Here is an 11658-nt window from a genome sequence, read left to right on the forward strand (position 1 = left end):
GCGGCGCAGGGATGGCCCTGAGACTTGGGAGAATGTGTCTCCATCCAATTGGAAGTGCTCAGGGCGTTCCCAAGTTGCCTCTATTCCACGCGGCGTATTGCGCACCTCGAAACGGAAAATTGTGGTTTGATCGACCCTAAGATCCCAGATGCCCGAAGGATTGGGGAGGACGGCAGCAGCTGCCAAACCGAGCAACAGAAGAGCGTTCATAGCACTGATGGTGCCACAACGTACTGACGGCGACTATGGGGTGCAGATGGAAATTCTTCCGTGCGCCCTTGTCGGTCGCTCTAGGGCCGATCTGGCACGCCAGGAAGCCGTCTGTCCGGTTAGGCTAGTCGATCCGAGCGGCCATCAGCCGGGATGGGTGGTTTTGAGACAGCCAAGTTTCGAGCAGAAATGGCAAAAAGCCTCCCATCACCCGAGCTTAGTTAATGCCTCGATCGTTTCATCGTGCGTGGGTGGTCTGCTGTCATCTTCTACGAAATGAACTGCATCCCGCACGGCGTCGTCCGCATAGTTGAAGTCGTCGCTCATCATTATGCAATCTGCAACGTAGTTCGCGAGTTGGAACGGCAACCGCTCCTCAACCATTGCTGCGAGCAGTCGCCGTGCGCTTTCTCTCGTCACCTCGACGGACGGACCATCCGTGATGAGGATGTAGCCGTTCTCACCCGCTCGGACGGCCGCGTTGCAGGCATTCACCTCCGCAGTAATCTCTTCGGCAAGCTTCTCCGGCGAGAGAGTGCCGGTCAAAAATCCTACAAGGGTAGCATGTTCCATAGAGGCAAAGTGCATCGCTGAGTGAAGGTCCGCAACCAGCAACCGTGAGACGGGTGTCGAAAGGCTGACAAAGGGCGTGAGCCGAAATTCCGCCAGGCGCCCTAGACGGTCGTTCAAGGGCTGATTTGACGCTCCAGACAGCCGCCAGTCCGCTTCCCGATGTGGACTGTGTCGATCAGAGGGAAAGATGGGCGCAGGCGGTATGGACAAATTCGTTTTTGTGTGACTGGGCAACGGGCTTGCACTACCATGCCATGATGACCGAAGAGCATTCCAGAAGTGTATATCGCTCAGGAACTCGCCATAAATGGCTGGTTGCGGCGTTGTTCGCGATTGTCTGGGGCGTGCCGCTAGCGTTGGATGAGTTGGGCGCTTCGTCTTTGCTTGCGACATTGGTGCCCCTCATCCTTTTATTGTTATGGGCCCGGTTCGATCGATTAACGTGACCGCGATTGCACTGCCCCAAGGGAATCGTCCGCAATTGCTCAGGCCTTCGTGCGTCGACCAGGCGCCCATTGTCGCAGTCCAGCACCTCAATTCCATTGCTCGAATGCGGTCACCTGTTCCGCTTGGGCTAAGCCTAGAGCGCGAAAAAGCGGCCGGTCTCCTAAGACCGTTAGCGGACATTATAGGGCCGGGAGTGACTGCGGGTTACGGGCCTGTTAGGTGAGACCGCTAATGGCGATCGGAAGTCGATCAGCCTTCAGGAGAGTATGCGTGCTTTTTCACACCATGGTCGGATCGAACGACATTGAGCGATCCAAGCGTTTCTACGACACGGTGCTCGGCACCTTGGGTGCAGGGGAAGGGACACGGAACATCGCCGACAGCGGCCATATCCGTCTGATCTACAATAACGGCAACGGAACCAACTTCATCGTCAGCCAGCCGATCAACGACGAACCGGCAAGCGTCGCCAACGGCAGCACGGTCGCCTTTTCCTGCGACTCGCCCGAGCAGGTGAAGCAGCTTCACGATACCGCCGTTGCCGCTGGCGGAACCTCGATCGAAGCTCCGCCCGGACCACGCGAAACTGCCTCCATGGGCACCATCGAACTGGCCTATTTTCGTGACCCCGACGGCAACAAACTGTGCGGAATTCATTTTCCTGCCTGATCCGTCCAGCATGGGTCTGCTTCTAAAACTAGCGGACTTCGATCATGCGATCCCGCGAATGTCCGCTTTCCACCCCATTTCGGTCATGGGAGCACGCTATAGCTTTGCCTGAAAGCGGACAGGCAGCTGACAGCACTTTCTGTCGAAATGCGGAAATTCCGCTACCGGCCCAAGGCAGACGAGGCCATCGTTCATGGAAAGGCATGGAAGGGCGCAGCTGCGCTCGACAGTTCCGGGAGCCCGAGGGCGATGGCCCTCGGAAATCCACTTCTTCCTGCTTTTCAGCCGCATTCTCGGGCAAGGCAGGCGAGAGGGTGTCGGCGGGGCCTTGGCCTTGCGCGCGGTGAGATTGGATTTTCCTACACCGGGGTGCCTGCGGTATTCTCTCCGTTCGCTCTGCCGTGTTTGGGGGCGGTCGGAAAGGAAAGGGATGCGTGGCGGTACAATTCTGCAAGGACTGAATGGCGGCGCGCGCTGGCGCAGGGTGACAGGTGACACGATCTTCCCCTGGACAGTGTCAACTGTGTCAATCTGGGTGTCACCCTTGGGCCCAAGCCGAAGCCTTCGACTTTGGATGAACCCTCAAAGGCCAGGCTTCGCTCGACAGTTCCGGGAGCCCGAGGGCGATGGCCCTCGGACATCTCTTTTTGTCCGGTCTTCTCGAAAGAAGCAGGCGGGTCAGATCCCGCCGAAGACGGCCGAACGGCCGAGCGCCTGGAGGCCGGTGGTGAGGTCGCGGGTGCAGGCGGCGAGGTCGTCGGCTTCGGTGGAGCGCACGACGAAGTTGGCGCCTGTGCGCCCTTCGCCCCAGAAGGGGTAGGAGCCGATCTGGCAGGTGGGGTGGGCCTTTTCGGTCTCGCGCAGGAGCTCGGCGACTTCGCTTTCGCCAACCCAGCAGCCGATGGTCTCGGAGAGGAGCGGCGCGCCGCCTTCGAGCGTGCCGGTCAGCGCATCGAGCATGCCTGCCGTGATGCTGGGGACACCGGCCATGATGAAGATGTTTTCCGCGCGGATGCCCGGGGCGCCGGTGTAGCGGTTGGGGATGAGGCTCGCGCCTTCGGGCGTACGGGCCATGCGCAGGCGCGCTTCGGTGAGGCCGCCGCGGGTGGTGTAGTACTCTTCCAGGATTGCGCGCGCTTCGGGGTGGACGATGGCGGGCACGCCCAGCGCTTCGGAAATGGCATCGACGGTGATGTCGTCGTGCGTGGGGCCGATGCCGCCGGTGGTGAAGAGGTAGTCGTTGCGCGCGCGCAGGGTGTTGACGGCCTCGACGATGGCGTCGGTCTCGTCGGCGACGACGCGCACTTCCTTCAGGCGGATGCCCTGGATCTGCAGCCAGGAGGCGACTTGCGCGATGTTCTTGTCGTGCGTGCGTCCCGAGAGGATTTCATCGCCGATGACGACGAGGGCGGCCGTGTAGATTCGCGAAGGAGTAGGCATGCCCCCTCGCTAGGCCAAATGACCGCAGGGGGCCAGACCCCGCAGGCGCAAGGGCCTGTTTCGCGCTGCGAAAAATGGCTCTGACCGCAGGGCAAAAAAAAGGCCGGCCCGAAGGCCAGCCTATGGAAGTTTTTTGGGAGAGGATGCCTGAAAGGCGCATTCTGTATGCGACGGGACGGGCTTCGCTGCAAATGCGAAAAAAGCTGGCAACATTGCGTTTTGCGCAATCAAATGGTGCATGAAATGCGTCTTTCCTCGATATTAACTCGCTAACATGCTGGAAATTCGAAGTTATCACGTGTTGCGCAGATACGAAAAAGGACCCCGCGCCGGGCGCGGAGTCCTACCAAGTTCGACTATAGTATTACGCCTGGGCGATGGCGCCGAACAGATCGTGCTCGTCGGCGTCCTCGATGTGCACTGCAACGATGTCGCCCACAGCCAGATTCGGGTCCACGTCGCGCAGGTACACGGCGCCGTCGATCTCGGGCGCGTCGGCCTGCGAGCGGCCGGTTGCACCGACATCGCCATCCTCGTCGGGCGCGCCCACCTCGTCGATGATGACGGGGAGTACGCGGCCGATCTTGGCCTGGAGCTTGGCCGCGCTGATCGCGGCGGTCTTCTCCATGATGCGCGCGTAGCGCTCTTCCTTGACCTCTTCGGGCACGGCGCCCGGAAGGTCGTTTGCGGCCGCGCCTTCGACCGGTTCGAAGCGGAACGCGCCGACACGGTCGAGCTGGGCCTCGTCGAGCCATTCGAGCAGGTACTCGAAATCGGCCTCGGTCTCGCCGGGGAAGCCGACCACGAAGCTGGAGCGGATCGCGATGTCGGGGCAGATCTCGCGCCAGGAGCGCAGGCGGTCGAGGACCTTGGCCTCGTTCGCCGGGCGCTTCATCGACTTGAGGACAGACGGCGCGGCGTGCTGGAAGGGAATGTCGAGGTAGGGCGTGATCAGCCCTTCGGCCATCAGCGGGATGACCTGATCGACGTGCGGGTAGGGGTAGACGTAGTGCAGGCGCACCCAGGGCCGCTGGCCGCTGGCGTCGGTCAACTGACCCAGCTCGCGCGCGAGGTCGGTCATGTGGGTGCGGACCGCGTGGTCCTTCCAGGTGCGTTCCTCGTGGCGCACATCGACGCCATAGGCCGAGGTGTCCTGGCTGATGACGAGCAGTTCGCGCGTGCCCGCCTGGACCAGCTTCTCCGCTTCGCGCAGGACTGCGTCGATCCGCCGGCTGGCGAGCTTGCCGCGCAGCGAAGGGATGATGCAGAACGAGCAGGCGTGGTTGCAGCCCTCGGAAATCTTGAGATAGCCGTAGTGGCGCGGGGTCAGCTTGATGCCGCCATCGGCGCTGTCCGCGGTGAATTCGCCGCCGCGCGCCTGGGGGATGAGATCGACGTAGGGCGAAAGCTCCGGCGGGGCTGCGTCGTGGACGGCGCCCACCACGTCCTCGTACTGGTGCGCGCCGGTGATGGCGAGCACGTCGGGGAAGCGCGCGCGGATCGCATCGGCCTCGTTGCCCATGCAGCCGGTGACGATCACGCGGCCGTTTTCGGCCATCGCTTCGCCGATCGCGGCGAGGCTTTCCTCCTTGGCGGAGTCGAGAAAGCCGCAGGTGTTGACGAGGACGACGTCGGCACCCGCATAGTCGGGGCTCATCGTGTAGCCGTCGGCGCGCAGGCGCGTGAGGATACGCTCGGAATCGACGAGCGCCTTGGGGCAGCCGAGGCTGACCATGCCGACCTTGGGCGGAGAGGGAATTTCAATAGCCATGGGATGGGGCGCCCGATACGCGCTTTGCGGCGCGGAGTCACGCAAAACGAACGCTTGGTCGCGACCTGTGGAGTTCACGAGGACCAAGGCCTTGTTTCCCAAGGCTCAGGCTGCAAGGACAGGGCAATTCCGAAGAACGAGGAAAGAGATGGGTCCTGTAAACTGGCTGGCGGTGGTGCTGGCGACGATCGTGGCGATGGTCATCGGCCTGCTGTGGAATGGCCTTCCGCTGCAGGAGAGGCGCTTTCAGCCGCGTCCGGCGCGCCGCGTAGGCGCCTATGTCGGGGTCACGCTGGCCTGTTTTCTGGCCGCGGCCATGTTCGGCCATTCCTTTGCCCGGATCGGCGCGGCAACGCTGGAGGCCAAGCCCTGGCTCTACTTCATGCAGACCGGCGGCATTGCGCTCGCCTTCGTGATCCCGGCAGTGTGGATCACCAATTCGCGCAACCGCACCCAGGCGCCCCAGTTCCTGGCTGACTGCCTGTTCTGGCCGGTGATCTACCTGGCCATGGCGGTGGTGTTCTGGCTCTTGGGCTGAGGCTCCTGACCGGGATCAGGGGGTGGGATCGTCCTCTTCCCAACCCGTGGAGCTGATCTCGACGATGACATCGCCCGGCTCCAGCGTGTGCGCCTCGTCCTGCCAGAAGCCGATGGCCCTGGTGCCGCGATAGATGCGCAGGCCCTTGCCGGTGGTAATCTCGGCGAGAGGGCGGCCGATCTCGCCCTTGGCGACGGGGCGTTCGACAAGCTGGACCCGGCCGGTGACCGAGGCGAGGTCGGAGAGGTACTCCGAGATGTGCTTGCCCTCGGCGGAACCGGCCAGCAGCAGGCCTGTGAAGCGCACCGGGTTGATGACGTTGTCCGCACCGGCCTGGCGGGCGAGCAATTCGTTGTCGTCCGCGCGCACGACCGCAGTGATCGGCACCTTGGGCGCCATGTGGCGTGCGGTCAGGATGATGAGGATGGTGGTGTCGTCGCGCCCGGCCGAGACAAGGACTGTGCGTGCGCGGTTGATGCGCACCGCGCTCAGCGTCTCGTCGCGGGTGGCATCGCCCTCCAGCACGTTGCACCCGGCCTGTTCGGCCAGCGCGAGGCGTGCCGGGGAGGGGTCGATGACGACGATGCACGAGGGGTCGGTGTCGCGGGCGATCAGCTCGGCCACCGCTTCGGAGCCGCTGACGCCGTAGCCGAGCACGACGATATGGTCCTCGAGGCGTTCCTGGATGCGCTTCATGCGCCACTTCTCCCAGCTGCGCTTGATGATGAAATTGTAGGCCGTGCCGACGAAAATGTAGATGACGGCCAGCCGGATCGGGGTGACGATGATTGCCTCGACCAGCCGCGACTTGTCGCTGACCGGCGCGATGTCGCCAAACCCGGTCGTGGTGATCGAGATCATCGTGAAATAGACGACGTCGAGGAAGCTGACCTCGCCATCGAAGCTGTCGCGCAGGCCATCGCGGTCGAGCCAGTGGACCATGACCACGATCGAGATGAGCGCGAGCGCCGCCCCGATGCGCAGCGCCACGTCCGCCCAGACCGGCACGGCGAGCGCGCGGCGCAGCGGCTTGAACATGGCGGGAAGGGGACGTCGCCGGGGGCGCTGTGATTTCAGCATGGGGCCAAGGCTTAGGGAGCCTTGGGCAATTCGTCCACCGGGTTCACCGGCGTGCCGTCGTGGCGGATCTCGAAGTGGAGCTCGTTGCCCTTGGCCTCGCCCGTATCGCCGACGAGGCCAATGCGCTCACCCTTGGCGACATTGGTGCCGTTCTTGACGGTGATGCGGCTGAGGAAGGCGTAGGCGGTGAACCAGCCCTCGCCATGGTCGAGGACGACGAGGTTGCCGAACTGCTCCTTCTCCAGCCCCGCAAAACGCACGGTTCCCGCTGCAGCGGCGCGCACCATCGTGCCGCGCGCGGCCTTGATATCGAGCCCGTCGTGGTAGTCGCTCCCGGTCTTGAAGCCCTTGTTGATGGGCCCCTTTACCGGCCAGAGGAAGCGGGCGTTCGTGACAGGGGCCGCGGGCCTGGGCGCCGTGGCGGCCGGCGCAGGTGCCGGGGTGGCCTTGGCCGCGACAAGCGAGGGAATGACGAGTTCCTGCCCGGGGCGCACGGGGGCATCCGGTTCAACCCCGCTGGCGACGGCAATCGCGTCCCAGGGCACGCCGTATTCAAGCGCGATGGAAAAGCCGCTGTCGCCCTTGGCCACGGTGTGGCGGCGGGTGCGCGGAATGGCGAGGCGCTGGCCGACTTTGACCACGTAGGGCGGCTCGAGCCCGTTGGCCTCGGCGATCAGCACGCGCGCGAGGCCAGTGCGCTGGGCAATGCCGCCCAGCGTCTCACCGCTCTTCACGAGGTAGGTCTCGCCCTTGAATTCGGGGGCGGGCTGCGTTGCCGGAGCGGGAGCGGGTTGCGTCTTGGGAGCCTGTGTGCCGGGAATGGTGAGCGTCTGCCCGATGCGCACCACATAAGGCTCGGCAATACCGTTGGCCCGGGCGAGCTCGGCCGGGGAGACGCCGGTCCGGTTGGCGATGCCGTTCAGGGTCTCACCCGAGGTGACCGTGTAGCTGCGTGACTCCCGCGGCGGGGCGGCCTTGGGGGCAGGGGCGCTGCGCGGGATGGTCAGTCTCTGGCCGAGACGCACGATGTAGGGCGGCTCCAGCCCGTTGGCGCGCGCCAGCGCGTCAGGCGAGACCCCTGCGCGGTTGGCGATGCCGTTGAGCGTTTCGCCAGGCTCGACGACATGTGCGCGTTCCTGAGACGCAGGCGCAGCAACGGCGACAGCGGGCAGGGCCAGCGCGAGGGCCAGCGCCCCGGTAAGATGCCTCATGCCTCGAAACGCTGAGCAAGCGCGGCGAGCGAGGCTTCGTGGGTCAGGTCAAGCTGGAGCGGGGTGACCGAGACGAAGCCTTCCGAAGTGGCTTCAAGGTCGGTGTTGGCGCCGATCGTGTGCTCGATGCCCTGAAGGCCGAACCAGAAATAGGGGAAGCCGCGCGGATCGACCGATTCGATAAGCGTGCCGCGTGCGTAGTCGTGGAAGCCCTGACGCACGACACGCACGCCCTTCACGTCCTTGCCCGGCAGCGCGGGGAAGTTGACGTTGAGAAGCGTGCGCGGGGCGAACTCGGCATCCATGAGAGGCTTCAGCACCTTGGCCCCCCATTCCTCAGCGGCCGAGAAGCTGACGTCGTGGCCGGAATCGTTGCGGGCAATGAGCTGGCTGAGCGCAATCGCGGGAATGCCCGCCATCGCACCTTCCATCGCCGCCGAGACGGTGCCCGAGTAGGTGATGTCATCGCCCAGGTTCGCGCCGCGATTGACGCCCGAGAGGATCAGGTCGGGCTTGCCGGGCAGCACCTTGCGCAGCGCCATCGTCACCGAATCGGTGGGGGTGCCGGTCACCGAAAAGCGGCGCGGGGCATGTTCGCGCAGGCGCACCGGCCGGTTGAGCGTGAGCGAGTGGCCCGCCCCCGATTGTTCCTCGCTCGGCGCGCAGATCCAGATGTCGTCCGAAAGCTGGGCGGCGATCTTCTCCAGCACATAGAGTCCGGGGGCGTTGATGCCATCGTCGTTGGTGAGGAGGATACGCATGGAAATCTCGCAAGGGCAGTCGGTGATAGGTCGGGTGCGGGAAGGGCGGGGCCCGCTGCAGGGGCCCCGTCACCTGCCTCAGCTGCGCGGGGTGAGGACCTCGAGGCCGCCCATCCAGGGCTTGAGCACGTCAGGCACGCGCACCGAGCCGTCCTCCTGCTGGTAGTTCTCCAGCACGGCGACGAGGGTGCGGCCCACGGCAAGGCCCGAGCCGTTGAGCGTGTGCAGGAACTCGGTCTTCTTCGAGCCTTCGGGCTTGTAGCGCGCGTTCATGCGGCGGGCCTGGAAGTCGCCGCAGTTCGAGATCGAGCTGATCTCGCGGTAGGCGCCCTGACCGGGCAGCCAGACTTCAAGGTCGAAGGTCTTCTTCGCGGTCGCGCCCATGTCGCCGCTGCACAGCAGGACCTTACGGTAGGGAAGCTCGAGCGCCTGGAGGATGCCTTCGGCCGCAGCCACCATCTTCTCGTGCTCGGCTTCGCTCTCGTCGGGGCGGCACACGGTGACAAGCTCGACCTTCTCGAACTGGTGCTGGCGGATGAAGCCGCGCGTGTCGCGTCCTGCCGCGCCCGCCTCGGAGCGGAAGCAGGGGGTGAGCGCGGTCATGCGCAGCGGCAATTCCGCGTTGTCGACGATCTCACCCTGCACCGCGTTGGTCAGCGACACTTCGGCGGTCGGGATCAGCCAGCGGCCATCGGTGGTCTGGAACAGGTCTTCGGAGAACTTGGGCAGCTGGCCAGTGCCGTAGGCGGTCTCGTCCTTGACCAGCAGCGGCACGTTGCATTCCATGAAGCCGTTGGCCGTGGTCTGCGTGTCGAGCATGAACTGGGCAAGCGCGCGGTGGAGGCGCGCCATCTGGCCCTTGAGGAAGGTGAAACGCGCGCCCGAAATCTTGGCGCCGGTCTCGAAGTCGAGGCCGAGCGCAGGGCCGATGTCGGCGTGTTCCCTGGGCGTGAAGGCATACGTGCCCGGCGTGCCCCACTTGGCGACTTCGACGTTGTCGTTCTCGTCCGCGCCCTCGGGCACTTCGTCGACGGGGATGTTGGGAAGCGCGGCGAGGAGCTCGTTGAGCTGGGCGGTGACGGCCTTTTCCTCGGCCTCGAGCGCGGGCAGGCTTTTCTTGAGCGCGGCGACTTCGGCCTTGAGCGCCTCGGCGGTCGCGGTGTCGCCCTGGCCCATGGCCTTGCCGATGGCCTTGGAGGCCTCGTTGCGGCGGCTCTGGCCTTCCTGCGCGCGGGTGGCGAGCGCGCGGCGCTGCTCGTCGAGGGCCAGGATCTGGGCGGACTGCGGCTCCACCGAGCGACGCGCCATGCCGGCGTCGAAGGCTGCGGGATTCTCGCGGATCGAACGGATATCGTGCATGGGGCGGGCTATGCCGCCTCAGCCGTGCCGGCGCAAGCGGGAGAACGCGCCTGTGGTGCAGGCGTCAGTCTCTGGGACAGGTGCGAATCCCCAGGAGCGTATAGAGCGGGCAGATCCGCACGAACCCGGTGACGAGCGGGATCACGCCGATCCAGCCCCACGGCGTCTTTGGTCCAACAAAAACCAGCGCGATCAGAACGATACCAAGCGCGATGCGAAGCAGGCGGTCGATCCCGCCGACATTGGCCTTGAACATGGCGTATCTCTCCCAGAGGATGATGGGAGGCAGGATACACCAGGGCGCACGAATGCCTATTGATGTCGCGCAATCTGCAAATGTCGGGAACGTCGCCTTGGTGCGAAGTCGAAACCATCCGGTAAGGATGGTGGGCGCGACAGGGATTGAACCTGTGACCCCACCCGTGTGAAGGGTGTGCTCTACCGCTGAGCTACGCGCCCGCTACCAAGTGCGGAAGGCGCCACTAGGCGATCCAATTGGGCTTGGCAAGCCCTCTTTTTCATCGCTTGATTGACAGGGGCGCAAGGGGCTCTAAATCGCACCCCATGACCGAAGAGACCACTGCCGGCCCCGACGTGCCGCCCGATCACATCGCGATCAACCCGCGCAGCCCGCACTTCGATGCGGAGAAGCTGCAGCGCGGCATCGGTATCCGCTTCAAGGGTACCGTGCGCACCAATATCGAGGAATACTGCATTTCCGAAGGCTGGGTGCGCGTGCAGGCGGGCCGTTCGCTCGACCGCCACGGCAACCCGCTGACGATCAAGCTGAAGGGGCCGGTCGAAGCCTGGTACGAAGACCTCGGCGACGACGCGCCGGTGGCCAAGGCCTGATCGCCTGATTCCTAAGGTGCTGTCCTCGCCGGACCTCAGAAGGCTCCGGCGATGATGGTGCCGATCGGATCGGAGCGGGACGAGGAGGCGGCCCTGATCGTCTTTGTGTCTTCGCTCCGATTCGCCGATGCGGCCTCCATGCGCGCAAGCTGCGTGTCGGGGCTCGCGTTGTAGATGAAGCCATCGACCGGCCAGTGCGAGGCGCCCAGCGTCTGCGACGGGCCGTACCAGATGCGCACTTCGCTCCAGTCGCCCATGGGCGACACGTCGAGCGCGGCCACGTCCCGCTCGACCTTGCCGGGGTAGGACCAGTTCGCGTGGGTGAGCAGCACCGTGCGCGAATCGATCACCTCGCTCACCATCGCCACATGGCCGTTGTGCGAATTGCCGTGCGGCCGGATCGCCATCACGGCCCCGACGCGCGGCGTATGGCCCCGCGCATAGCGCCCCTTGGCCTGCGTCCACCAGGTATAGGCATCGCCAGAAAGGCGGATTCCGGACACTTCGCGGGCGAAAGGCACGCATTCGAGCAGGCCCGAGGCGGCGTGCTCGCGTACCTCGCTGATGTCGGCGCGGGCGCCGGCAGGGGCGGCGAACAGACCCGCGGTGGCAAGGCTGAAGGCCATGCAAAGCGCTGATCGGGCGGCGAATGTCCGTGCGGTGCGATGTTCCGTCATGGCTCCGGGTTTGCCCGGAGATAATTATTCATGGACTGTCAGGTTCGGTTAACGGCCGGGTAAGAATTGC

Annotated in this window: 13 protein-coding genes and 1 tRNA gene; 3 read left to right on the top strand and 11 right to left on the bottom strand. The window is 64.7% G+C overall.

The annotated features are described in order from the left end of the window. Both MTR65_RS17700 and MTR65_RS17705 read right to left on the bottom strand, forming a co-directional pair. On the bottom strand, positions 1 to 210 hold a 210-nt coding region (locus MTR65_RS17700; protein ID WP_243802560.1), incomplete at its 3' end, for a hypothetical protein. Positions 211 to 417: 207 nt separating this feature from the next. Next, positions 418 to 900: a hypothetical protein gene (locus tag MTR65_RS17705; protein ID WP_243802562.1), complete on the bottom strand. Its 483-nt coding sequence runs from the start codon at positions 898 to 900 to the stop codon at positions 418 to 420. A gap of 600 nt (positions 901 to 1500) precedes the next feature. Here MTR65_RS17705 and MTR65_RS17710 point away from each other — a divergent pair. Then, the gene (locus MTR65_RS17710; protein WP_148629212.1) at positions 1501 to 1899 is read left to right on the top strand and encodes a VOC family protein; all 399 of its coding nucleotides are present in this window, start codon (positions 1501 to 1503) and stop codon (positions 1897 to 1899) included. Between the two features lie 678 nt (positions 1900 to 2577). On the opposite strand, the gene MTR65_RS17715 is transcribed toward MTR65_RS17710, so the two are convergent. Then, a complete protein-coding gene (locus tag MTR65_RS17715; protein ID WP_243802564.1) occupies positions 2578 to 3339 on the bottom strand; it encodes a competence/damage-inducible protein A in 762 nt (253 codons plus the stop codon). A 364-nt stretch (positions 3340 to 3703) separates the two neighbouring features. Continuing rightward, positions 3704 to 5110, bottom strand: coding sequence for a 30S ribosomal protein S12 methylthiotransferase RimO (gene rimO, locus MTR65_RS17720; RefSeq protein ID WP_243802566.1), 1407 nt, complete (start codon positions 5108 to 5110; stop codon positions 3704 to 3706). Between the two features lie 148 nt (positions 5111 to 5258). On the opposite strand from rimO, the gene MTR65_RS17725 reads away from it, so the two are divergent. After that, positions 5259 to 5648, top strand: coding sequence for a DUF1761 domain-containing protein (locus tag MTR65_RS17725; protein ID WP_148627749.1), 390 nt, complete (start codon positions 5259 to 5261; stop codon positions 5646 to 5648). 15 nt (positions 5649 to 5663) lie between these two features. Here the strand turns inward: MTR65_RS17725 and MTR65_RS17730 are convergent, their stop codons facing one another. From MTR65_RS17730 to MTR65_RS17755, 6 genes are all read right to left on the bottom strand, one after another. Next, positions 5664 to 6728 (bottom strand): potassium channel family protein, encoded by a 1065-nt coding sequence (locus MTR65_RS17730; protein ID WP_243802569.1) that lies wholly within the window; start codon positions 6726 to 6728, stop codon positions 5664 to 5666. Positions 6729 to 6739: 11 nt separating this feature from the next. Continuing rightward, on the bottom strand, positions 6740 to 7939 hold the full coding sequence (locus MTR65_RS17735) for a LysM peptidoglycan-binding domain-containing M23 family metallopeptidase (protein ID WP_243802570.1): 1200 nt from the start codon (positions 7937 to 7939) through the stop codon (positions 6740 to 6742). Continuing rightward, on the bottom strand, positions 7936 to 8700 hold the full coding sequence (gene surE, locus MTR65_RS17740; protein ID WP_243802572.1) for a 5'/3'-nucleotidase SurE: 765 nt from the start codon (positions 8698 to 8700) through the stop codon (positions 7936 to 7938). The genes MTR65_RS17735 and surE overlap by 4 nt, the downstream gene beginning before the upstream one ends. Positions 8701 to 8778: 78 nt before the next feature. Next, positions 8779 to 10059: a serine--tRNA ligase gene (gene serS / locus MTR65_RS17745; protein WP_243802574.1), complete on the bottom strand. Its 1281-nt coding sequence runs from the start codon at positions 10057 to 10059 to the stop codon at positions 8779 to 8781. Between the two features lie 64 nt (positions 10060 to 10123). Further along, complete coding sequence (locus tag MTR65_RS17750; RefSeq protein WP_039391330.1) at positions 10124 to 10315, bottom strand: YgaP family membrane protein; 192 nt, start codon at positions 10313 to 10315, stop codon at positions 10124 to 10126. Positions 10316 to 10443: 128 nt separating this feature from the next. Further along, a tRNA-Val gene (locus MTR65_RS17755) sits at positions 10444 to 10518 on the bottom strand. A gap of 105 nt (positions 10519 to 10623) precedes the next feature. Here MTR65_RS17755 and MTR65_RS17760 point away from each other — a divergent pair. Next, positions 10624 to 10911 carry a DUF3297 family protein gene (locus MTR65_RS17760; RefSeq protein WP_039391332.1) on the top strand — a complete coding sequence of 96 codons (288 nt, stop codon included), beginning with the start codon at positions 10624 to 10626 and terminating at the stop codon, positions 10909 to 10911. 35 nt (positions 10912 to 10946) lie between these two features. On the opposite strand, the gene MTR65_RS17765 is transcribed toward MTR65_RS17760, so the two are convergent. Then, positions 10947 to 11537, bottom strand: coding sequence for a CHAP domain-containing protein (locus tag MTR65_RS17765; RefSeq protein ID WP_243802576.1), 591 nt, complete (start codon positions 11535 to 11537; stop codon positions 10947 to 10949). Between the last annotated feature and the right edge of the window lie 121 nt (positions 11538 to 11658).

This window comes from Novosphingobium mangrovi (assembly GCF_022818885.1).
GTDB lineage: Bacteria > Pseudomonadota > Alphaproteobacteria > Sphingomonadales > Sphingomonadaceae > Novosphingobium > Novosphingobium mangrovi.